Origin of the sequence: Sphingobium agri (assembly GCF_023051225.1) — a bacterium.
GTDB classification, from domain to species: domain Bacteria; phylum Pseudomonadota; class Alphaproteobacteria; order Sphingomonadales; family Sphingomonadaceae; genus Sphingobium; species Sphingobium agri.
Genome location: NZ_JALKHS010000006.1, coordinates 1435173 through 1457875 on the forward strand (window position 1 = coordinate 1435173; position 22703 = coordinate 1457875).

Here is a 22703-nt window from a genome sequence, read left to right on the forward strand (position 1 = left end):
CCCATGCAGTTCGACTTCTTCCCCTCCCGCCAGCTCAGCTGGTACATGGCGCGGCTGTTCCTGACGCGCACTTTTGCGGTGCTGGCGCTGCTGGTGGTCGTGCTGCAAACGCTCGACCTGCTCGGCGAATCCGGCGACATCCTGTCCTATGCGGGCAATGGCGATGCGCAGCTATGGCATTATGTCGGCCTGCGCGTACCGCAGATCATCGCCCGATTCCTGCCCTTCTCGGTGCTGCTCGGCACGCTGATCATGCTCGCCAGCCTCAACCAGAATAGCGAGATCATCTCGATGAAGGCGGCGGGCCTGTCCGCGCATCAGATATTAGCACCGCTGATCGCCGCCGCGCTTGGTGTCGCCGTCATCAGCTATGCCTTCAACGAACGCGTCGTCGCCCGCGCGACGGCTGCGCTCAGCGCATGGCAAGCGGTCGATTATGGCCCGGTTCCCACCGACAGCGGCATCAAGACCAACCCTTGGGTGCGCGATGGCAACAATCTCGTTACCGCCGCAATTGTGGCGGGCCGCGGCACTGCGGTGCAGCTGCGTAAGGTCGAGATTTTCAATCGGGTGAACAATGGCCTCACCACCATCATTCAGGCGCCGCGCGGCCATTATGATACGGCCAGCAAGAGTTGGGTGCTGGAGGATGCGCGGCAGTTCGACGTAGCGCGCGGCACGGAGCGGCAGATCGGCACCGTCCGGTTCGGCCATGCGATCCGGCCCGACCAGTTCACACTGGCGAAGGTCGATCCAGACGCCATGACCTTCGCCGAATTGCAGGCCGCTATCGGCGATTTGCGCGACGCGGGCCGCCCGACGGCCGAATTGGAAGGCAGCCTCTGGCACAAGCTGTCGGGGCCGCTGTCAGCCCTGCTCATGCCCATCCTGGGATCGGTCGCCGCCTTCGGCCTTGCGCGCTCCGGCCAGTTGTTCGTCCGTGCTGTGATCGGCATGGCGCTCGGCTTTGCCTATTTCGTAGCGGACAATTTCTCGCTCGCCATGGGCAATCTCGGCGCTTACCCGCCCATCCTCGCGGCCTGGGCGCCCTTCTTCCTGTTCCTGCTGGTAGGCGAAACAGTGCTGTTCCGAACGGAGGAATAAATCCAGTTACACCCGTCACCCCAGCGAACGCTGGGGTCTCAGGCGTTTAAGAGTGCTCAACGCCGAACCATCGTGCTCCGCGCGATCTTCCCGACGAGCGGCCACATGCCCGCATAATTGCCGCGATGATAAGGCGACTCCTCGCCCAGCGCCGCAATCAGCCGGGCGTGCGCCTTGCCCAGCGCATGATAGGGCACGCTCGGCAGCAGATGGTGCAGCGCATGATAGCGCAGGCCTACCGGGGCCCAGATGGCGGCCAGCGGCGAAGGAGGCGGCACATTCACTGAATCCAGATATTGCGCCGTCACGGTCATCGCGTCGCCCTCATTCTCCCACAGATGCGCGACCAGCGTGCGCAACTGGTTGATGACGGTCATCGCCGAGTGCACCGCCATATAGACGAGCAACGGTTTCCATCCGAAGGCAAACACGCTGCCGATCAGGGCAAGCGCGAACAGCGATGCGCCCGCCTCCTGCCACAGCCAGCGGCGGCGGAACGCGCCCTCCGGCGGGCGGCGGCGATAGGCCGGGTTGATCGACAGCGCGGAAAATTCAGCGACGACCTTCCGCCGCAGCGCGGGCACGAAGATGCTGAGCGGGGCCAGCACGCCATAGCGCAGGATCAGGCCCACGGGCGCAAGCGACGCGATCAGGATGAACAAAGGCAGCGACCACGGCTTCATCAGCGCCAGCGGGAGATATTCCGGATCATTCGCCGTACCATAGCGGGTGCGCGCATGATGCTGCGTATGCACTTCCTCATACATGAAGGACGGGATCATCAGCGGAATGCCGACCAGCAGGTTCCAGCCCAGCCGAAATCCGGGAAGGGCGTCCTTGCGGATATGCGTCAGCTCATGGATGAAGCTCGCCGCGCGATAGAGCGCCAGCATCGCAACCAGCCCGCAAACCAGCGCCAGCGCGACATTGCTCGCAAGGATCGCTCCGGCAAGCGCCGCATAGCCGATCAGCGCCGATGCCAGCAGGTCGGGCCAGTAAATCCGTGGGTTCGCCACTGCAAATTCGCGCGACAATTCCGCAGCGGCGCGCAGCATCGCGGCGTCATCGGCAATGGCGACGCGCTTGACGGCCGCGTCCGCTCTGATGGGATCATGCACAGTCATGCATGCGCTCCTAAATGGTAAATGCGCTGAAATCGTGGCAGCGGCATGACATATCCGCCTTGGTGGGTCATCAGGCGCGCTCCGGATTGACAATCGCGAAACAAGCGCCGAACTGCTGCGGTCCTTTAGCGAAAGCTCTGCCGTGGCTCATTCCGATCTGGTAATCACCCCCGTCACATCCAAGGCCGACAAAAAGGCCTTCGTGGACTTGCCGTGGCGCCTCTATGCCAATGATCCCAATTGGGTGCCGCCTCTCAAAAGTGAAGTGTACGGCGTCATAGAGCCGGCCAAGAACCCCTTTTTCGGCCATGCCGAGGCGCAATATTTCCTCGCCCGCCGCGACAATCGCGTCGTTGGCCGCATCTCTGCCCATATCGATCATCTGGCGCTCGCCCAGCCAGTCGAACAGGGAATGGGCCCCGGCACCGGAAACTTCGGCTTTTTCGAAGCGGAGGACGCGCAAAGCGGCAAGGCGCTGATCGAAGCGGCTGAAGACTGGCTCCGCGCCAAGGGCATGACCCGGGTTTTGGGGCCGATTTCCCTGTCGATCTGGGAAGAACCCGGCCTGCTGATCCAAGGCCACGACCATCCGCCGACGGTGATGATGGGCCACAACAGCCCCGCATATCAGGCGATGATCGAGGGCGCGGGCTATCAGCCCATCAAGCAGCTCAAAACCTATGAGCTCGACATCACTCACCCCTTCCCGCCCCTCATCCAGCGCATCGTATCGTCGGGCGAAAAGAGCGACCGCATCCGCATTCGCCCTGTCGACAAGTCGAAATTCGATGCGGAAGCGGCGATCCTGCTCGGCATCCTCAACGACGCCTGGGGCAAGAATTGGGGCTTTGTCCCCATCACCGACGCCGAAGTCGCCCACACCGGCAAGAAGCTCAAGCCCATCGTGTTCGAGGATCTGATCATGATCGCCGAACTGGATGGCGAACCGGTCGCCTTCATGATGACCCTGCCCGACCTCAACGAAGCCACCGCGCCGCTCAATGGCTCGCTGCTTCCCTTCGGTTGGGCAAAGCTCCTTTGGTGGCTGCGCAAGCCACAGGTTCGCACCATGCGCGTGCCCCTCATGGGGGTGGTTCAGCGGCTGCAATCATCGCGCCTCGCGAGCCAGCTTGCCTTCATGATGATCGAATATATCCGGCGCAACGCCATCACCCGCTATGGCGCGACGCGGGGTGAGATTGGCTGGGTGCTGGACGACAATCAGGGCATGAACGCCATCGCCGACGCGATCGACAGCAAGGTGAACAAAGTCTACCAGATCTACGAGAAAGACCTCGTCACGCCCTAACGCGGCACCGCCACGTCGATCGCGCCCGGCGCAATCTTCACCGTCGCGGGCGTCCTGGCGACGACTTCCCCGTCGATCGAGATGCGCTGCCGCGGCCGCGTCTCGATGCGGAAGGACTGGCCTCGATACTCTTCGGTTCGGGCATCCCGATCGCGCAACTTGAAGAATTTGGCGTACCAGTCCCACGCCAGCCGCGCATGGCTGCGCCCTACGACCGCCTGAATCACGATCTCGCCACTGTCCACATCAGCACGGTCGGACAGCTCGACCCCGCCATGATAAGGCCCGTTCAAGATCCGCACCTCGGTCGACCACATGCGCCGCTCGGCCTTGCCATCATCGATGGTCAGGCGGAACGCCCGGAACCCGGCCGAACATTTCACCGCCCACAGCAGATAACCGACACGCCCCAGATAGCGTTTCAGCTTATGCGGCACCGTCTCCCCGATCATCGGAGACAGCCCCAAGGAAGCCGCGTTCACGAAATAATCGCCGTCGATCATGCCCAGGTCGATCCGCCGCCGCCTGCCATGGGCGATCGTCTCTACCGCGCTATCCAGGTCCAGCCCGATACCGAGCGTCCGTGCAAAGCTGTTCGCGGTGCCGAGCGGCAGCACGCCGAAAACGCAATTCTTGCCCACCAGCTCATCCACCGTCCCTGACAGGGAACCGTCTCCGCCGCCCACGATGACCATGGGCGCTCTGCTGCTCACAGCCTGGCGCACGGTATCCTGCAAGCGCGCCGGATCGCGCACGGCGTGGGCGGCGATCAGGCGCACCCCAGCCGCCTCCAGCTTTTCGCGCGCCTGTTCGAAGAGCGCCTCCCCCTTGCGGCTGTGGACATTGACGATCAGCGCCGCTTCGCGCGGCAGGGAGTTCGTTTCCATGCCCCAACAACTCGCCAACTGCCGATCGGCTCCTGCCCGCAACAAATCCGCATGAACAGTCGTTGGAAGGCCATGGCTCGCATCGCTCACCTGTCCGACGTTCATTTCGGCGCCAATGATCCCAAGATCGTATCCGCCACCGAAGCCTGGCTGGAACGCAGCCAGCCCGACCTCGTCATCATCAGCGGCGATTTCACCCAGCGCGCCCGTGTCGAGCAGTTCCGCGCCGCATCCGCCTGGCTCAACCGGCTGCGCGCCGCGGGCATGCGCCTACTCGTCATCCCCGGCAATCATGACGTGCCGCTCTATGACGTTTTCCGCCGCTTCGCCGCGCCGCTACACCGGTACAAGCGCTATATCAGCAATGAGCTTTGCCCCTGGTATGAGGATGAAAAGGTCGCGATCCTGGGTATCAACACCGCCCGGTCGCTGACGATCAAGGATGGGCGCATCAATCATGATCAAATGAACATGATCAAGAAACGCTTCGCCCCGGTCGCGCCGGAAAAGACGCGCATCCTCGTCACCCACCACCCATTGTTCGCCATGCCGATCGGCAAGGGCGGCGAACTCAGCGAAGCCGTCGGCCGTCATGATGACGCGGTCGAAGCAGCGGCGGAAGCCGGAATCCACATCGCGCTCGCGGGCCATTTCCACCGCACCTACGCCGAATCCGCGCAAAAGATGGTCGCAGACGCGGGCGGCGCGCTCGTTATTCAGGCCGGCACCGCCACATCGACCCGGCTGCGCAATGCCGAACCGCAAAGCTTCAACTGGCTCCACGTCCACCGCAACGACCGGATCGAGCTGCAAGTCATCGTCTGGGACGGCGCAAGCTTCCAGCGCGGCCACCATGTCGAATATAGCCGGGACGCGGCCGGTTGGCAGGCGCATGAACTGGCAGACCCCTCCGCTCGCCCCGGCGTCCGCGTGGCGCAAGCCGCCCGCGGCTGACGGCCGAGGCATGAAAGGTCGGCGCGTGAAGCCTATGCTGCCTCGTCCAGCCCTTCCGTCGCCACGCCGCCTGATGCGACGATGGCTGCAATCCGTTCGGAAGCGCGGCCATCGCCAAATGGATTATGCGCGCGCGCCATTGCCCGGTAGGCTGCTTCGTCATCAAGCAGCGACAGGACCTCGCGAACTATCCGGACGCGATCTGTGCCCACCAACTTGGCGGTCCCAGCCGCTATCCCTTCGGGACGTTCCGTCGTTTCGCGCATGACGAGCACCGGCTTGCCGAGCGACGGAGCCTCCTCCTGCACGCCACCGCTGTCGGTCAGCACCAGGTGGCACATGTCCAGCAGCCTTACGAAATGGGGATAATCAAGTGGTTCGATCATCGCGACGTTCTGCAATCCGCCCAGAACAGCCTCCATGATCGGGCGCACATTTGGATTGGGGTGAACGGGAAAGATCACGGCGATGTCCGGACGTGCCGCGATGTCAGCAATGGAGCGGGCGATCGCCTCCATGCCGCCGCCGAAATTCTCCCGCCGATGGCTGGTGACGGCGAGGATGCGCTTTCCGGCAAATCGCGTCGCCAACTGATCCAGGCCAGACGCAAGCGCGGGCATTGCGACGATCCTTTCGCGCGTCGTAAGCAGAGCATCGATCACGGTATTGCCAGTGACATGGATGCCGGACGGATCGCGGCTCTCGCGCAACAGGGCGTCAGCCGCAGCCTGGGTCGGGGCGAAGTTCATATCGGCCACGCAAGCGACAACCCGCCGGTTCACCTCCTCCGGCCAGGGGTGATAAATATCTCCGCTGCGCAGCCCGGCCTCCACATGAGCGACCGGAATTTGCCGGTAATAGGCAGCAAGGCTCGCAACCATGGTCGTCAGCGTGTCGCCATGCACGATGATGCGGTCAGGCCTTTCTGCATCGAACGCTTTGCCGAGATCGACGATCAACTTGGCCGTCAGTCCATCCAGCGTCTGGTTCGGCGTCATCACGTCCAGGTCGATGTCCGGCCTTATGCCCGCAATGTCGAGTACCTGGTCCAGCAAACCCCTATGCTGCGCCGTGACGATCACGCGCACATCGACATGATCGCGCGCGCTCAACGCATGGATGACAGGAAACAGCTTGATCGCTTCGGGACGTGTCCCGAATACCACCGCAACTTTCATATTCGCCCCTTGATGCGAGCCTTTAAGGCTACCCCCTGCCAGCAAATCGTAACCATCCCCTGAACAAGGGGTAATTCCGACGCGCGCTTTCGCAGGTGCAATGTCCTATGCTAGGGCCCGGTCAATCCTTCATTTTTTCGAACGAGGCAGTGGGTAATTTATGAAGATCACGATGATCGGCACGGGATATGTCGGCCTGGTATCAGGTGCCTGCTTCGCCGATTTCGGCCATGACGTGGTGTGCGTCGACAAGGATGCTGCCAAGATCGACGCGATCTTGTCTGGCCGCATGCCGATCTACGAACCCGGCCTCGATCAACTGGTGGCAAATAACGCCGCGGCGGGGCGATTGACTTTCACGACTGACCTTGCTGCGGGCGTGAAGGGCGCGGATGCTATCTTCATCGCCGTCGGCACGCCTTCGCGCCGTGGCGATGGCCATGCGGACCTCAGCTACGTCTACGCTGCGGCACGCGAGATCGCGCAAGCAGTAGACGGCCCCACCGTCATTGTCACGAAGTCGACCGTGCCCGTTGGCACAGGCGATGAAGTCGAACGCATCGTCCATGAAGTCCGCCCAGGCATGGATATTCAGGTGGTTTCCAACCCCGAATTCCTGCGCGAGGGCGCCGCGATCAGCGATTTCAAGCGGCCCGACCGCGTTGTCGTGGGCACCACCGGCAACGAACGGGCGACCGCTGTGATGGCCCAGATTTATCGGCCATTGAACCTCAATCAAGCGCCGGTGATGTTCACGGGCCGCCGGACGGCCGAGCTCATCAAATATGCAGCCAACGCCTTCCTGGCGACCAAGATCACCTTCATCAACGAGATGGCGGACCTGTGCGAAGCGGTCGGCGCGGAGGTGCAGGACGTGTCGCGCGGCATCGGTCTCGACAACCGGATCGGCAGCAAGTTCCTGCACGCGGGTCCCGGCTATGGCGGTTCCTGCTTCCCGAAGGACACGCTGGCCCTGGTGAAGACCGGGCAGGATTATGACACGCCGATCCGCATCGTGGAGACGGTGGTGCAGGTAAATGACCTGCGCAAGCGAGCGATGGGCCGCAAGATCGTGAAGGCGCTGGGTGGCGAAGCGCGCGGCAAGACCGTCGCGCTGCTCGGCCTCACCTTCAAACCCAACACGGATGATATGCGTGATGCCCCCAGCCTCGCGATCGTGCAGGCGTTGGAGGATGCAGGCGCCCGGATCGTCGCCTATGATCCCGAAGGCATGGATGTCGCCAAGCCAATGATGCCGGGCGTATCGATGGCGAAGGACGCTTATGAAGCGGCAACAGGCGCCGATGCCCTCGTGCTCGTCACTGAATGGGACATCTTCCGCGCGCTTGATCTAAAGCGCCTTGCCGGTTCGATGAACACGCCTCTGCTGATCGACCTGCGCAATATTTATCCGCGCAGCGAAGCAGAGGCAGCAGGCTTCGCCCTTACCCGGGTAGGTGGCAAGGGCGTGATCTGATGGATTTTCGCTCTGGGGAAGGCTGGGACGGTCCCCGCCTTCCCCGCCTCCGTCATTGGTTGGCCGCCGCGACGGCTCTGTTCGTCCTGACCCAAGTCATCCCAGTGATAGCGGGCTTCATCTGACCCATTCGCCACATATCAAGCCTTAAGCTTCCAACCACGCTTCAGAAGAATATAGCACAGCAGCGCCAGCGCGATGTTGAGCACCAAAAGTACGATGCTGCCCACCACCACATCTCCATCGGCCGCCGCCACGAACCCATAGCGGAACCCTGAGATTGCATAGAAAAACGGGTTGGCATGGCTGATCGCCTGGAATACTGGCGCCAGTCGATCGATGGAATAGAATGTACCGGACAGCAGCGTCATCGGCCCGATCACGAAATTGGTGATCGCAGCGGCATGATCGAACTTTTCCGCCCAGATCGATGTCAGTACGCCGATGAACGCCGTCAGTGCCGCTCCCATCAGGCCAAACCAGGCGATCGCCCAGGGATGTGCAGGCGTAACATGGACGCCCGGCCACAGCGCCATCGCTCCCCACAGGGCCAGTCCGACGCAGAATGCCCGCGTCACTGCCGCACCGACCAGAGCCAGCAGCAATTCGCTGTTGGACAAGGGCGGCATCAGATAGTCGATCAACGTACCCTGCATCTTGCCGGCGAGCAGGGAGAAGCTGCTGTTGGCGAACGCATTGTTCATCATGCCCATGATCATGAGCCCGGGCGCGATGAAGTCCGCGAAAGGAACGCCCAACACCTGCCGGTTCGCACCTCCCAGGGCGATCGAGAAAATGATGAGGAACATCAGCGTCGTGACGGCGGGCGCCCAGATGGTCTGGAGCTGCACCTTCATGAAGCGGCGCACCTCCTTCCGGTATAGCGCACGCGTGCCCGCCCAATTGACGTTGCGGATGACGAGCTCACCCGGTTCATGAAAAGCAGGCCGCGAAGAGGCGGGTACGGAAAATTGGGGCTGTTCGTTCATGCTTCGATCGACTATCGGCTGGTCTGTTGTGCCGCAAGGGCGTTGTGCACGGGCTTTAACCTGTGCAGGCGCGTCCCATATAGGGCGCTAGCCAGAGAATTTGAGGAGTCATTCATTGTCCTGGACCGACGAGCGTATCGACCAGCTCAAGGCAATGTGGGAAAAAGGCCTGACCGCCAGCCAGATCGCGGACGAACTGGGCGGGGTGAGCCGTAATGCCGTGATCGGCAAGGCGCATCGCCTTGGCCTGCAATCGCGCCCATCGCCTGTTAAGCCGAACGAAGCGCCCAAGAAGACCGCGCCCGTCCGGAAAGCTGCGCCGGAGGCCGAAGCGCCCAAGCCTGCCGCGCCCGTGCAGCAGCATAGCGCACCAGCGCCCGCGCGGCCTGCCCCGCCGGTCGCGCCCGCTCCCGCGCAATCTGCTGCGGCACCTTCCGCGGACGCCCCTGCTCCCGCGCCGCAACCGCGCATCATATCGGTCGGACCGGGTGGCTTCCTGCGCCAGGGCCCCGGCGACCAGCAGGCTCCGATCCCCCCCGCGCCACCGCGCCGCTTGGTCCCTGCCAAGCCGAGCCCGGAGATCGCAGGCAAGACGACGCTGCTCGACCTGACCGAGCGTATCTGCAAATGGCCTATGGGCCACCCGGGCGAACCAGACTTCCATTTCTGCGGTGAAGCCGTAAATCCGGGCTTTCCCTATTGCGTCGAGCATTGCGGCCGCGCCTATCAGGCTCAACTGCCGCGCGGTACGCGCCGTCCCCCGCCGCCGCTGCCCTTCGGCGGGCCGCGCGTACGCTGACGCTTCGCTTACCTCTAGAATATCACCGGGCCGGTCGATGAGACCGGCCCTTCTTCATTCCTCCTGCTTGCGCCCGCCGCCCACCCGCCTATAGCTTGTGCGCATGTCCGATCTGTTCGCGAGCCAGCCCCTTTCCTCTTCCGGCTACGACGCCTCCTCCATCGAAGTGCTGGAAGGGCTGGAGCCAGTACGCCGCCGCCCCGGGATGTATATCGGCGGCACGGACGAACGGGCGCTGCATCACCTTGCCAGCGAAGTGCTCGACAACAGCATGGACGAAGCGGTCGCGGGGCACGCCACCCGGATCGAGGTGACGCTGGAACCCGGCAACAAGCTGACCATCACTGACAATGGCCGTGGCATCCCAGTCGGCATGCACCCGAAATTTCCGGGCAAGTCCGCACTCGAAGTCATCCTCACCACACTTCATTCCGGCGGCAAGTTCACGGACAAGGCTTATGCGACCTCCGGCGGCCTGCACGGCGTCGGGATCAGCGTCGTGAACGCCCTTTCCGTCGTCACCGTTGTCGAAGTCGCAATCAACAAGGAGCTGTTTCGACAAAGCTTCGCCCAAGGCTTACCGACCAGCGGGCTCGAAAAAGTCGGTGCCGCACCCAACCGGCGCGGCACGTCGGTCAGCTTCATCCCCGATCATGAGATTTTCGGCGAGCAGAAGTTCAAGCCCGCGCGCCTTTACCGGCTCGCGCGGTCCAAGGCCTATCTGTTCGCGGGCGTCGAAATCCGCTGGAAATGCGCGCCTGAGCTGATCAATGACGATACCCCCGCCGAAGCGGTGTTCCAGTTTCCCGGCGGTCTTGCCGATCATCTAAAAGAGCAGATCGGCACGCGTGAATGCGCGACCAGCGCTTTCTTTTCGGGAAGCCAGGATTTCCCAGACGCTGCCGGCCGCGTCGAATGGGCGATCGCTTGGCCGCTTTGGTCGGACGGCAGCTATAGCTGGTATTGCAACACCATCCCTACGCCCGATGGCGGCACGCACGAGACCGGTCTGCGCGCCGCCCTGGTGAAGGGCATCCGCGCGTTCGCCGAGCTGGTGGGGAACAAGAAGGCGAAGGACATCACCGCCGACGACATCGTGACGTCGTCGGAAATCATGCTGTCCGTCTTCATCCGAGATCCGCAATTCCAGAGCCAGACCAAGGACCGCCTCACCAGCCCCGAAGCCGCTCGCCTTGTCGAAAACGCGGTGCGCGACCATTTCGACCACTTCCTCTCCGACCATATGGAGAGGGGCAAGGCATTGCTCGCCTATGTCGTCGATCGCATGGACGAACGGCTGAAGCGCAAGGCGGAAAAAGAGGTCAAGCGCAAGACGGCAACCTCAGCCCGCAAGCTGCGCTTGCCCGGAAAACTCACCGACTGTTCGACCGACGATCCGGAGGGCACGGAAATCTTCCTGGTCGAAGGCGACTCGGCAGGCGGATCGGCCAAGCAGGCGCGCGACCGCAAGACACAGGCGATCCTGCCCCTGCGCGGCAAGATCCTGAACGTCGCTTCCGCGAACAACGCAAAGATCCTGGCGAACCAGGAAATCGCGGATATGATCCTGGCCTTTGGCTGCGGCACGCGGAAGGACTGCAATCCGGACAATCTGCGCTATGAGCGCATCGTCATCATGACCGACGCCGATGTCGATGGCGCGCATATCGCGACGCTGCTCATGACCTTCTTCTTCCAGGAAATGCCCGAACTGGTGCGGCGTGGGCATCTGTATCTCGCCCAGCCGCCGCTCTATCGCCTCGTCGCCGGGGGCAAGAGCCTCTACGCGCGCGACGACGCCCATCGCGAGGAACTGCTGCGCACCGAATTCAAGGGGAAGAAGGTAGAGGTCAGCCGGTTCAAGGGTCTTGGCGAAATGAACCCGAACCAGCTGCGCGAAACGACCATGGACCCCAAGACCCGTAGCCTCATCCGCATCACCCTGCCCGATGATGTCGAAGATCGTCAGCAAGTACGCGAATTGGTTGAGCGGCTGATGGGCACCAATCCCGCGCACCGCTTCGCCTTCATCCAGGAAAATGCCGCAACGGTGGACGAAGAAGCGATCGACGCCTGACGCTATTCGCGCATCAGCGCCCCGGCACTGAGCCTGTCGCGATTTCGTGGCTACCGCAGCATTAACCACGGCGGGCCACGGGATGTTCAATTTTCCGGGCGATACGGGCAAGCATGTCAGGCTTCGCCCCGATCCTTCGCATCGCGCCACGCGCCGCTCCGATCCTGCTGCTGACGCTTCAGAGCGGCGCCGCATTCGCCCAAGCCCCTGCTCCGGCCGCCGTGCTCAGTTCGACGACAAGCGGTGCAGCCTACGGTCAGGCCGACCGTCTCGCATCCACCCTGCTCGCGGGCGGCATGAGCCGCCTCACCGCCATCAGCGCGCAGCAAGGGAGCGGATCTTCCTTGAACTGGGCGTCGCCGCTTGCCGAACCGCAGGCCGTCGTCAACGGCAGCCGGGTCGAGCGGATGCTGTCGCAGATGCCTGGGTGGGAATTGCAAGGCGTCCGGTTGATGCTGAACCAGTCTTCGCTCAGTTACAAACAACCCGACCTTGTCCCGGCCTTCATGCGCGGGCTGATGACAGCACCAGCCGCTACCTTCGTCATGCCTAAGGCCACGCCGCTGCCATCTGCTCCAGCGCCACGCGCGGGACAGCCGGATATCTTCGGATCGGTGGCGATGGCGGTAAGCCGGACACCGCTCGACAACAAATGGGCGGCAATCGCCCGATCGGCTTCCGCTCCCGTCATATCCGCAAGCTTCTTGCGGTCGGCCCGCGCCGCCGCCGGGCTTCAACAGGTGGAGATGGTGAATCGCTGGGTCAACAACCGCCTGCGCTTCGCTGATGACCGGCAGGGGCGCGACAGCTGGGCTTCGGCCAGCCAGTCGCTACAGCGCGGGGTCGGCGACTGCGAAGACTACGCCATCGCAAAGATGCAACTGCTGGAAGCGGCAGGCTTCGACCGGCGCGCCATGTTCCTAGTCATCGCGCGAGACTTGGTACGGCAGGCCGATCACGCGGTGCTCGCGGTACGTTTAGGCCATGAATTGATGGTGCTCGACAATATGACAGACAGGGTACTGCCTTCGTCTGCCGTCAGCGATTATCGGCCGATCATGAGCTTCAACGCTTATGGCCGCTGGACCCACGGCTATCGCGTGACGACGCCGCACCCGGTCCAGTTCGCCGCTCGCTGACAAGACCCACTGCCTTACCGCTCCCGCAACGCCTCCGCGCGCGCCTTCATGATCGGCTTCAGCAGGTAGGCGAGTACCGATTTGCGGCCCGTCAATATCTCGACATCGCACACCATGCCGGGTGTGATCGGCAGTTTGTGCGCGCCCGACCCAAGCCATGCCCGGTCCGTTTCGACGACCACCGTGAAATAGGCCTCCCGCGTCGCTTCGTCATAGACGCTGTCGGCTGAAACCTGCTGCACGGTCCCGCTCAGGCCGCCGTAGATGGAAAAGTCGTATGCCGTCACCTTCACCACGGCGCGATCACCGGTCTTGATGAAGGCGATGTCGTTTGGCTTCACCCGCGTCTCTACCAGCAGCTTGTCTCCGATGGGCACAATCTGCATGATCTTCTGACCCGCAGTCACGAAGCCGCCGATGGTCGTCACTTGCACATCGTTGACGACGCCATCGACTGGCGAGCGAATTTCCGCGCGCTGTGCCCGGCCCTTCGCCCCCCGCAGAGACTCACTGTTGACGGCGATCTTCGCCTCCAATTGGCTGCGCTCGTTCAAAGCATCCTGACGGAACTGGTAATTGGCTTCCGACAGCTGCGCCTGCGCCTCGCGGATCGCGGCGGATGCGCGTGACGCCTGCTGCTGCGCCGCGTTGAGCCGCCCCTGCGCATCCACCAGATCACGCCGGGCATCGAGCAATTCGGTCTGCGGGATAATGGACTTCGCGGCCAGTGGCTCCAACATCGCCACCCGTTGCCGCGCCAGTTGGACGCTGCCACCCAGGCTGTCGATCGTGGCCTGCGCCTCGCCCAGTTCCCGGCGGCGCTGCTCCACCTGAGCGGACAGCCCATCCTGCTTGCTGCGGAGCGCCGATTGACGGACGGCCGCGAGCGCCTGCTCCTGCTGACATTCGGGGCCACCGGTCGTGCAATTTTCGCCCGCTCCAGTGCCTTCCTTCTCCAGCCTTCCTGCCCGCGCGGCAAGCGATCGCGTCTCCGCCTGCAACTGCCCCAGCTCGGATGCCAACATCGCGTCATCCAGCCGCACCAGCAGCTGTCCCTTGCTGACCTTCTGCCCCGACCGGACCAATATCTCTTCGATCGTGGTCGGTTCGGCGGACTGGATCACCTGCGCCTTGCTTGACGGGATCACCCGCCCCTGCCCATGCGTCACTTCGTCCACTGGCGCGAGGCTGGCCCACAAGAGGAACGCCAGCATGCCCCCGCCGCTATAAAGGATGACCTGCTTGTTGCCCGGCTGCCCCCGCAGCCAGTCGATCCAGCGCCCCATCATGGTTTTGCCTCTTGCATTGCATGTTCATCGGCAGCGAGCGCTACCGCCTTCGCCTTTTCCTGCGCCGCCAGCATGGTGCTGAGCGCACCGCCACCTTGCGAAGGATCAGGGATGGACAGCTTCCACCCTTTGGTCGGGTCCATGCGTCCGCCCACATCATTGGCCGCCCGCCGTTCCGGCAGCGCCGCGATTGGTGGATAATCGATCTCCGGCTCGCTCACCGCCGCCGTCTGCGCCGGATTGAAGGCGGGGATATATTCACCACCGGCATAGCGTCCGACAAAGGCGCGTGGCAGGCCCCAGGTGCCCGGCCAGCGATAGAAGATGTGCGCGCCGATCTTCGCCAGCTTTGCCAGGTGCGGCGCCCATCCAGGAAACACATAATCCGCATGATAATGGGTGGCCGTGCCCACACTGGGTTCAACCTCGCCCGCCAGCGCCGCCGCCGCGATCCGCTGTGCCCGGTTCCAGAGCACAGCCACCGGCCGCCGCGCGATCGACCCATCACACACGAAACTGAATTGGCATACGGACGCGTCGAAGCGCTGATACACCACGCCGCACACCGTCTTGGCGAAGGCGGGATGACGCACACGGTTGAGCACGACCTGCGCCACCGCGCGCTGGCCGCTTTCCGGTTCAGCAGCCGCTTCATAATAGATGGCCTGCGTCAGGCATTGCAGCGCGCGGCTCCTGTCCTCGCCTGCTGATTGAAGGGCCCGAAAAGGCGACGCTGCCGCAACAGCCCCCTGCGCAAACCGGAGCCTGCCATTCTGCGCCTCCGCCTCCTGCCCAGTCGTCAAGGGCGCGGCTTCGCGTTCGGTAATGTCTACCAGTGCGCGATATTGACGGGGAATGGCGGGCACATCGTCCACGATCTTTGTCTGGACCGACATGTGGGGAGCAGGACCACTATGCCAGCCGCCCATTCCTGCGCCCAGAACCGCGACAAGCGCACAAGCCACGCCGAGCAGGGATGCTTCACGTGCGGATAGCGCGCTCATTGCACCGCTCCCTTCTGAAGCTGCCCGATAACCTCGTCACGTGGCCCATCCGCCAGCACCACGCCCTGATCGATCACGATCAGCCGATCGACGATGCGCAGCAGCGCATGCCGGTGCGTCGATACGATCAGCGTCTGCTCCGGCTCCAATGCCTTTGCCAGATGATCGACGAAGAGGTTTTCCGTCTGATTGTCCATCGCTCCGGTCGGCTCATCGAGAAAGAGCAGCCGCGCCGGTTCCACCAATGCCCGTGCCAGCACCAGAAAGCTGCGCTGCCCGCCCGACAAGCGGCTGCCGCGCTCGCCGATGTGCAGGTCGAAGCCGGCGGCATCGCGCCCGAAGAAGCGGGACGCGCCCGAACGCTCCAGCGCGTCCAGCAGCTTCTCGTCGTCGGCGTCCCGTGCTCCCAGCAACAGGTTTTCGCGCACCGAGCCGCTGAACAGCTCGGCATCCTGCCCGACATAGCGGAAGGCGGAGCGCAGTTCGTGCGGATGATATTGGCGGCTGTCCACATCATCGATCGTCAGCATGCCACCGGCTGGCGGATAGAGGCCGCACAACACTCGCCCCAGCGTCGACTTGCCAGATGCCACGCGCCCGATGATGCCGATCCGTTCGCCCGGTTCGATACGCAGATCGATGCCCTTCAGGCTCGGTTGGGTGGCGCCGGGATAGCTGAACTCCAGCCCCTTGGCGACGATCGCACCCTTGCGCACCTTGGGAATGATGCCACGCGCGCCATCCAGCCTCTCGTCCGGCTGGTCGATCAGCGTCTGCAGGCTGCCCAACGTCGTCATCGCCTGCCGTGCGCGGACAATCACGAAGGCCAGCTGACCGACTGGCGCCAATGACCGGCCCGCCAGCATGACGATCGCGATAATCGCGCCCATGGTGATGTCGCCAGCCGCGAACATATAGAAGCCGCCGATCACCAGCGCGATGCTCGTCACCTGCTGGCACAGCGATGCGAGCGTCACGCTGGTCGAGCTCAGCCGCCGCAGCTTTTCCTGCGTCGATGCACTCATTCGAGCGTAACGGCGCCACCGGTCGAGCATCCGTCCTTCCGCGCGGCATGCCTTCAGCGTTTCCATGCCCCCGATTGCTTCCACCAGTGCTGCACTTTGCAGGCTGGCATCCGCTTGCGCGTCACGCGACAGGGCCGCCATGGAACGCTGCAGGAAATAGCCCGCCGTCGCCATGATCCCGATCATGACGACAGGAACGATCGCGAGCCAACCACCCAGCAGCGCGATGATGCCGACGAACACGAACAGGAAACTGAGGTCCACCACCAGCACCACGGTGGTCGATGTGAAGAACTCGCGGACGCTTTCGAATTCCGACACGCGCCGCGCCAGAGCCCCGGTGCTGCCCGCCCGACTGGCGAGCGGCACATTCATCACCTTCTCAAACAATCGCTGCGACAGGCGCTCGTCAATGTCCCGCCCAGCCTCATCGACCAGCCGGGCCCGGGCGAGCCTCAGCGCGAAGTCGAGGCCAAAGGCCAGCATGACGCCTGCGCCCAGCACCCAAAGGCTGGACGCCGCCTTGTTTGGGATGATCCGGTCATAGACGTTCATCGTGAACAGCGGCAGCGCAAAGGCGAGAAGATTGATGATCCCCGCCGCAAGCATGACATAGCCAAAGGAGCCCCGCGCCCGCCAGACTTCGCGCCAGAACCAATGCCGCCGTACCCGTTCGTCCCACGGCCGTTCCTCGGCCCGCTCGCGGCCGTGGTCAGCATTGACCGCCAGCGCCTCGCCAAGAAAATAAGGCTCCAGATCGGAAAGCCGGGCCCACACCGGCTCACTCGCATGAGGCAGTTGGATCAGCGCGTCGCCCTGCTTCAGATCCAGCAGGAGGAGAAAGCGCTCGCCTCTCAGCGGCAGGATGGCGGGCAGATTGGCAGGCCGCCATTTTTCCAGGCGGCCGCGGACATGGTCGCTCAGCAGGCCGATCTGATCCAGTGCGGATTCCGCCTGATGAAAGGGCAAGCGCCCCGACTCATCAACGGCAAGGCCCGCCCGTAACGCGACGATCCCGGGGGATCGATCGAAATGCCGCGCGACATGGGCGATACACTCACTCAATTCGTCGCCGGGCGTACCCTGATGGTCCAGCCATTCGGCCAGACTTAATGTGCTTCGTTCCAACATTGTTTACCCCGCGCCACCCCAGCCGAAGCCGGGGTGACCCCCAAAGATGGAAACTCAGCCCGGATAGCGCCGCCGCTGCAATTCGGCGGGCGGCAGATCCGGGACATCATATTTCTTGCGCGCATAAGGATTGGCGCCCGAAGGCTGGGCAATCCCCAGAGTGTCGAGCAGCTGATTGGTCGCCGCCAGTATCTGATATTGCGCGAAGATTTCGGAGAAGCGGGCCGTTTCCGTCCGCACCTGCGTATTGAAACGCGTATTCTGGCTGTCCAGCACGTCAAGCAGCGAACGGCGTCCAACGTTGAACTGCTCGCGGTAAGACACCAGCAGGGCGTCCGACACGGTTGCCTGGCGCGACAGGTCGGTCAGCCGCTTCTTTTCGGTGTCCCAACGGTTCCAGGCGGTGCGGACATCGTCTTCCGCCTCCCGCTGACGCTGGCTGAGCCGGAAACGCGCCTCGCTTGCCCGGCGGGTCATTTCCTGGACCTTCGCCCGGTTAATTCCGCCGTCGAACAGTTGCCAGCGCAGGACGACACGCCCCTGCACGTCATTGGTGCTGCCACGGAAGCCATCGACATCCTCGCCGATGCGGCCACGCCCTTCCAGCACGACTTTCGGCCCAAGTTCGGACTCCGCCTCGTCGACGACGGCATGAGCCGCCTGAATGTCGGCCTCCGCTTCCCGGATCAGGGGATTGTTGGTGCGCGCGCCAGCTATTGCTTCGTCCAGCGTTGGCGGGACGGCGCTCATCACTGAATCAGGCATCGACACCTGATCGATGGAAAGCCCCGTGAGCGTCCGGAAGCTGATCGCCGCGTTGGTCAGGTCCTGCTCGGCCTCGCTCTTGCGCACCAGCGCGGATTGCAGACGCTCTTCGGCCTGCTGCTGGTCGGCGATGCTGATCGAGCCCTTCGACACGCCCTCGCCCAGGTCGCCGAGCAGCTTGCGGTGGAAGGCGATGTTATCCTCCGCCGCTGCTACGACGCGCTGTTGCAGCATATAGTCGAGATATTGGCGCGTGACGTTCAACGCAACGAACTGCGACCGTTCGCCCACGCGCAGAGCCGCGCCGTCGATCCGGGCGGCCTGACGCCGCTTTTCGGCGCTGCGGTAGCCAGAATCGAACAGAGTCTGCTCCGCCAGGACGCTCGCTTCCAGTGGATAAAGCGTCTGGTCGCCGATACCCAGCGTCCGCCGCGTGTTGTTCTCCAGCCGGCGAATACCAGCCGATCCTTCCACGCTGACACGGGGCAGATACAAGCCCTTGGCCTGTTCCCGCTCGAACTCGATCGCTTCCTTGTTCTGGATCGCCTGATTGATTTCCGGATGGCTATCGATCGCGGCGGCAATGGCGCTCTTGAGATCCGTGGTCTGTGCCCAGCTGCTCGTTGCCATGGTCGCGGCGCACAGAGCCATCAGGCTGCCGCATGTCTTGCGCAGGATTGTCATAATCGCGCTCCCCTCAATTCGCGCTGGCAGTGACTTCGACCCGACGATTCATCGGTTCGCGCACATTGTCGGCTGTTTCGATCTTGAGTTGGGTCTCGCCCAACCCGCTGGCGGTCATCGCATCCATCGCGATGCCGCCCTGGGCCATCAGCCCCGCGACATTCTGCGCCCGGCGCAGCGACAAGGCGTCATTATAGCCCTTGCTGCCCGACGTGTCGGTATAGCCGGTGATGCCAAAGCGGGTCCAACCACATTGAGCGGCGGACTGCGTCACCTGACTGATCGTCGCAGCACCCTCGGGCAGCGGCGTATCCATGTTCCAATCAAAGAAAATGGACACCGCCGGTGCCGTACAGTCCAGCGCGGGTGGGGCTGAAGCTGCGGCCGGCACCGGCGGCGGTGGCGGCGCCGATAGGCGTGCCACAAAGTCGTCGCACTTGTTGATGCTGTCCGCATCCCTAGTGCCGGATTTCATGAAGCCCAGCGCTATGCCGCACTGGTTCTTGGCCTCCACGGCCCAGGTCCAACGGCTGTCCTGCGCTGCCCGCAAGCTTGCGTCGCCCGCCGCTGCGACAGCCGTGTCATAACGGCTCTTCAGCGCACCCTTGAGCTCTGAACTACCCATCTGCAGCAGGGGCGAAGCGGGCGCCGCCAAGGCCCCCGTAGACATCATCCCCGCTGCAAGGCCGAAGGAAGCGATGCTTCTCAACCTGTTCCGCATAATCATTCTCCCCCAAAAATACCCGCGAGAAATCCCAACCCTGGCGATCACCCGTGAGCGACCGCCATCGCCTCATGCGCGGCCATCGCCGCATCGAAGACAGTCGCCGCCATCACCATCATGTGCCCGGCATCGGCAGCTTCGACCGCGACCGGGTTGAGCAGCACTGGCGCATGCTCGCCCCCTGGCAACGCGGCCAGCAGAGCGTCGATGTTTGGCGTTCCGGCATCACCCAGCGCTTCGGCCACCATCTGCGCCGCCGCATTGGTGTTCGCAGCCGCCTCATGCGCCGCAACGAGCGCCGCCGCATTTGCATCGAAGCTCGGCAGATTGACCGTCTGGGCGAGCAAGCCCTGATGATCGTCCAATGTGGGCTGCGGCTGGCCATCATCATGGACGGCAGGGGCCGGTGCATCATTCCCGCCCGAAAGCGTCGAATGATCCTGAGCCGCATCATCGCTGCCGCCATGGCTCGTCTTTTCGACCGGCTGGTTCGCGACATGACTTTCCTGGTTTTCGCTCAATACCGACGTGCTTGCGTCATGGTCGTTTGCAGGCTCCGCAACCGTGCTCGTGGCAGGCAGCGGGACGGCATCCGTCGCGGTCTCGGCCTGAGCGACAGCGGGCGCAGGCGCCTGCTCCACCGTCTCGGCAGCACCAGCCACCGCGACCAGGCTCGCCGCTATCAACGCCTGATTGAAGCCGCTGGCCGTGCTTTCCGTCTTGGCCGGGCCGCCATCCTTAGAGGTAGCGAAAACCACGTCCCCGACAGTGCCCGTCGTGCCGTCGGTCCGGGTGAAGGTCGCTTCCCCCAGCACCGTGACATCGCCGCCCGCCGCCTGATAACTATGGCCATCCGATGTCAGCTTGATCGATGCGATGCCCATGTCCGCCAGCGACTTGAACTCGCCGCCATCGACTATCCCGTTGCTGTTCAGGTCCTGCCACACACCGAATTCGGAATAAGCGGCATCACGGGCGTCGAACACAGCATCGCCATTGCTGTCATAGGCAAGGCGGAGACCCTCCAGATCGCTCTTCGCTCCCGGCGCGTCATCCGCAAAGACGATATCGTAGGAGCCGGCAGTCGCATGAGCGAGCAGGCCGTCGTCGGACGAAACCCAGGCGGTGCTGACCAGGCCACTACCATAATCATGGGTAACGCCCGCGGAACGATCGATAAATTCCAGGCCATCGCCATCCAGGTCGATCGCCACCGGCGGAACCGGCGCACCGCCCTGGAAAGTGATATCGATCGTCGTGGCAGGCGTCGTGCCGGTGACGACGTCGCCATCTGCATCTTTCACCGTGACCGCAAATTGCAGCACTTGGTCGTCAGGAATGACCTGCTGCGTCACGCTGAAATTCTCAACGCGCGCTGCCGGATTGCCGCTTCCACTGTAATCAAAGCGGACGACCATGTGGTCGAAATCCAGCGTCGGGTCGATATCGACATGGGTGATCCCGTCCGCGTCCTTCGTGACGACAAAGCTCCCGGTTTGGAGCGGCGCCGCGCCACCTGTCGGTGTGCCACCAGCGTAGGTGGCCCATGTGACGGTCACCGAAGATGTATTCGGCTGGAAATTCACATCGAAGCTCAGGGACGAAGAATCCGGATTGCTGAACAGGAAGCCTTCATTGTCATTGACGAGGTTGTTCGCCACACCGAAGCCGTTGCCCGACGGGTTGATCGTCGATCCATCGTTAGTGAAGGCTTGGGCGGTCGTCGTCCCGTTGGCGTAAGAAACACCATCGAACACTTGCCCGCCCGGCAGCGTGACCGTCGTGTAATTACCAGGTGCGATATTGCTGAAGCTGAGCGGGGTGTTCACCACTGGTCGTGTAGTCAGCACGTCCACCGTGTAATCGCCCGTCGTCTGATCAATGGATACCGTGAAGTAGGGATTGCCGTTCACGCTGGCCGTCACCGTTCCGGTGCCATCACCTGAATAAACGATACCCGTGATATCGGTCAGATGGGTGAGTGTGATGCTGCCCGCCTGATCGGCGCCATAGGTGAAACTGATGTCATTCCCGCTGTATGTGTGAATGGAATTCGCCACCGACAAATCGGTGACGGAAGACAATGTCGGCACATCATCGACGATGGAGATGACGATCGATCCCGGCGTCGCGTTGCTGTCGCCGGTAGCATCGGTCACGGTCATGCTGATCGTGTCGGTCAACGGGTTGATCTCGCCCTGCCCGCTGTGCGTGAGCGCATGAGCCAGCGTATAGCTGTAGCCATAGGTCACTATACCGTTCACGTCCGGCGCCGAGATCGAGGTGATCGTCAGCACGCCCTTGCTGGTCACCACCTGCTGGCCTACGGCCGTGATGGTCTGCGCTGGGTTGAGATCGCCATTGAGCGTCAGCGTGTAGCTCTCGCCATTGGCATTGACCGTGAACTGGCCGCTGGTGTCGGTCTCACTGGTCGCGCCATGCTGCGCGCCATCGGCCAGGCCATCCTCATAGACCGTGCTCGTGTCGCCCGTTACATCGGGCACGCGCCCATCCTGGTTCAGGCTGATCACAAGCTGCGCCAGGTCGGTGTCACCGTCGCCGTCCTTGATCTGGTAGGTGAAGGTCTCACTTCCCACACCCGCCGGGATGAACGCAGTCTTCAGCGTGTAGGTATAGCTGCCGTCCGCTTTGATCAGCAGGTCCCCATAAGTCCCGCTGATCACGGTGCCCGCAGCGCTCACCACCGTCAGCGCGCCGCCACCTGCCTCCGTGCCAACCCGAGCCCCTGTCACCGCGCCGCCCGGCGCTGCGCCATCCGCTCCGATCGTATCAGCCGTACCATCGGTCAGGTTGGCGTCCGTGCCCCCAACCCCGCTGAACACATTGCCGTCAGCCTTGTTGCCAAGGCCTTCCGTCACGCTGTCTGCGTCATTAGCAGCTTGTGGAGCATCATCGACGATCCGCACGACCAGCGTGTCATTGCCGCTGGTGCCGGTAATCCCGGTGACGCTCAGCGCGATGCTGTCGTCGAACTCGGTGAGGGTTGCGCCTGTCTTGTTGTCATTGTCGATGGTAGCGAGCAG

Annotated in this window: 17 protein-coding genes; 7 read left to right on the top strand and 10 right to left on the bottom strand. The window is 63.1% G+C overall.

What is annotated here, in order from left to right; translation table 11 throughout:
* The first annotated feature begins 3 nt into the window (after nt 1-3).
* Nucleotides 4-1104, top strand: coding sequence for an LPS export ABC transporter permease LptG (gene lptG, locus MU848_RS10435; protein WP_247231612.1), 1101 nt, complete (start codon nt 4-6; stop codon nt 1102-1104).
* Nucleotides 1105-1160: 56 nt separating this feature from the next.
* Here lptG and MU848_RS10440 read toward each other — a convergent pair whose 3' ends face one another.
* Entirely contained in the window at nt 1161-2228 is a 1068-nt protein-coding gene (locus MU848_RS10440; protein WP_201513485.1) for a fatty acid desaturase family protein, read from the bottom strand.
* A 142-nt stretch (nt 2229-2370) separates the two neighbouring features.
* Here MU848_RS10440 and MU848_RS10445 point away from each other — a divergent pair, with 142 nt between their 5' ends.
* Complete coding sequence (locus tag MU848_RS10445; protein WP_247231614.1) at nt 2371-3537, top strand: GNAT family N-acetyltransferase; 1167 nt, start codon at nt 2371-2373, stop codon at nt 3535-3537.
* On the opposite strand, the gene MU848_RS10450 is transcribed toward MU848_RS10445, so the two are convergent.
* A complete protein-coding gene (locus MU848_RS10450) occupies nt 3534-4424 on the bottom strand; it encodes a diacylglycerol/lipid kinase family protein (protein ID WP_247231616.1) in 891 nt (296 codons plus the stop codon). The genes MU848_RS10445 and MU848_RS10450 overlap by 4 nt on opposite strands.
* A 72-nt stretch (nt 4425-4496) precedes the next feature.
* Between MU848_RS10450 and MU848_RS10455 the strand changes: the two genes are divergently transcribed.
* Entirely contained in the window at nt 4497-5378 is an 882-nt protein-coding gene (locus tag MU848_RS10455) for a metallophosphoesterase family protein (protein ID WP_247231618.1), read from the top strand.
* 32 nt (nt 5379-5410) lie between these two features.
* Here the strand turns inward: MU848_RS10455 and wecB are convergent, their stop codons facing one another.
* A complete protein-coding gene (gene wecB / locus MU848_RS10460; RefSeq protein WP_247231620.1) occupies nt 5411-6556 on the bottom strand; it encodes a non-hydrolyzing UDP-N-acetylglucosamine 2-epimerase in 1146 nt (381 codons plus the stop codon).
* A 160-nt stretch (nt 6557-6716) separates the two neighbouring features.
* Between wecB and MU848_RS10465 the strand changes: the two genes are divergently transcribed.
* A complete protein-coding gene (locus MU848_RS10465) occupies nt 6717-8033 on the top strand; it encodes a UDP-glucose dehydrogenase family protein (protein WP_097091222.1) in 1317 nt (438 codons plus the stop codon).
* A 140-nt stretch (nt 8034-8173) separates the two neighbouring features.
* On the opposite strand, the gene MU848_RS10470 is transcribed toward MU848_RS10465, so the two are convergent.
* A complete protein-coding gene (locus tag MU848_RS10470; RefSeq protein ID WP_201513480.1) occupies nt 8174-9022 on the bottom strand; it encodes an ABC transporter permease in 849 nt (282 codons plus the stop codon).
* A 115-nt stretch (nt 9023-9137) separates the two neighbouring features.
* On the opposite strand from MU848_RS10470, the gene MU848_RS10475 reads away from it, so the two are divergent.
* The 3 genes from MU848_RS10475 to MU848_RS10485 all read left to right on the top strand — a co-directional run bounded on the left by MU848_RS10475 (nt 9138) and on the right by MU848_RS10485 (nt 13037).
* On the top strand, nt 9138-9821 hold the full coding sequence (locus tag MU848_RS10475) for a GcrA family cell cycle regulator (RefSeq protein WP_247231622.1): 684 nt from the start codon (nt 9138-9140) through the stop codon (nt 9819-9821).
* A 103-nt stretch (nt 9822-9924) separates the two neighbouring features.
* A complete protein-coding gene (gene parE, locus MU848_RS10480; protein WP_247231624.1) occupies nt 9925-11898 on the top strand; it encodes a DNA topoisomerase IV subunit B in 1974 nt (657 codons plus the stop codon).
* A 113-nt stretch (nt 11899-12011) separates the two neighbouring features.
* Nucleotides 12012-13037, top strand: coding sequence for a transglutaminase-like cysteine peptidase (locus MU848_RS10485; protein WP_247231626.1), 1026 nt, complete (start codon nt 12012-12014; stop codon nt 13035-13037).
* 14 nt (nt 13038-13051) lie between these two features.
* Here the strand turns inward: MU848_RS10485 and MU848_RS10490 are convergent, their stop codons facing one another.
* The 6 genes from MU848_RS10490 to MU848_RS10515 all read right to left on the bottom strand — a co-directional run.
* Entirely contained in the window at nt 13052-14326 is a 1275-nt protein-coding gene (locus MU848_RS10490; protein WP_097091217.1) for an HlyD family type I secretion periplasmic adaptor subunit, read from the bottom strand.
* The gene (locus MU848_RS10495) at nt 14323-15330 is read right to left on the bottom strand and encodes a cell wall hydrolase (RefSeq protein WP_315862455.1); all 1008 of its coding nucleotides are present in this window, start codon (nt 15328-15330) and stop codon (nt 14323-14325) included. The genes MU848_RS10490 and MU848_RS10495 overlap by 4 nt, the downstream gene beginning before the upstream one ends.
* Nucleotides 15327-17486, bottom strand: coding sequence for a type I secretion system permease/ATPase (locus tag MU848_RS10500; protein ID WP_247231628.1), 2160 nt, complete (start codon nt 17484-17486; stop codon nt 15327-15329). The genes MU848_RS10495 and MU848_RS10500 overlap by 4 nt, the downstream gene beginning before the upstream one ends.
* 54 nt (nt 17487-17540) lie before the next feature.
* Complete coding sequence (locus tag MU848_RS10505; RefSeq protein ID WP_247231630.1) at nt 17541-18935, bottom strand: TolC family protein; 1395 nt, start codon at nt 18933-18935, stop codon at nt 17541-17543.
* A gap of 13 nt (nt 18936-18948) precedes the next feature.
* Nucleotides 18949-19608, bottom strand: coding sequence for an OmpA family protein (locus MU848_RS10510; protein ID WP_247231632.1), 660 nt, complete (start codon nt 19606-19608; stop codon nt 18949-18951).
* A 95-nt stretch (nt 19609-19703) separates the two neighbouring features.
* Nucleotides 19704-22703 (bottom strand): beta strand repeat-containing protein (locus MU848_RS10515; protein ID WP_247231634.1); only part of this gene is annotated, 3000 nt, incomplete at its 5' end.

What these genes read in the sequence shown, in the direction of transcription:
- MU848_RS10505 (WP_247231630.1), bottom strand. Translation starts at nt 18,935, where the DNA reads ATGACAATCCTGCGCAAGACATGCGGCAGCCTGATGGCTCTGTGCGCC.
- MU848_RS10450 (WP_247231616.1), bottom strand. Translation starts at nt 4,424, where the DNA reads ATGGAAACGAACTCCCTGCCGCGCGAAGCGGCGCTGATCGTCAATGTC.
- MU848_RS10470 (WP_201513480.1), bottom strand. Translation starts at nt 9,022, where the DNA reads ATGAACGAACAGCCCCAATTTTCCGTACCCGCCTCTTCGCGGCCTGCT.
- MU848_RS10440 (WP_201513485.1), bottom strand. Translation starts at nt 2,228, where the DNA reads ATGACTGTGCATGATCCCATCAGAGCGGACGCGGCCGTCAAGCGCGTC.
- MU848_RS10455 (WP_247231618.1), top strand. Translation starts at nt 4,497, where the DNA reads ATGGCTCGCATCGCTCACCTGTCCGACGTTCATTTCGGCGCCAATGAT.
- MU848_RS10510 (WP_247231632.1), bottom strand. Translation starts at nt 19,608, where the DNA reads ATGATGTCTACGGGGGCCTTGGCGGCGCCCGCTTCGCCCCTGCTGCAG.
- lptG (WP_247231612.1), top strand. Translation starts at nt 4, where the DNA reads ATGCAGTTCGACTTCTTCCCCTCCCGCCAGCTCAGCTGGTACATGGCG.
- parE (WP_247231624.1), top strand. Translation starts at nt 9,925, where the DNA reads ATGTCCGATCTGTTCGCGAGCCAGCCCCTTTCCTCTTCCGGCTACGAC.
- MU848_RS10490 (WP_097091217.1), bottom strand. Translation starts at nt 14,326, where the DNA reads ATGATGGGGCGCTGGATCGACTGGCTGCGGGGGCAGCCGGGCAACAAG.
- MU848_RS10465 (WP_097091222.1), top strand. Translation starts at nt 6,717, where the DNA reads ATGAAGATCACGATGATCGGCACGGGATATGTCGGCCTGGTATCAGGT.
- MU848_RS10485 (WP_247231626.1), top strand. Translation starts at nt 12,012, where the DNA reads ATGTCAGGCTTCGCCCCGATCCTTCGCATCGCGCCACGCGCCGCTCCG.
- wecB (WP_247231620.1), bottom strand. Translation starts at nt 6,556, where the DNA reads ATGAAAGTTGCGGTGGTATTCGGGACACGTCCCGAAGCGATCAAGCTG.
- MU848_RS10500 (WP_247231628.1), bottom strand. Translation starts at nt 17,486, where the DNA reads ATGTTGGAACGAAGCACATTAAGTCTGGCCGAATGGCTGGACCATCAG.
- MU848_RS10495 (WP_315862455.1), bottom strand. Translation starts at nt 15,330, where the DNA reads ATGAGCGCGCTATCCGCACGTGAAGCATCCCTGCTCGGCGTGGCTTGT.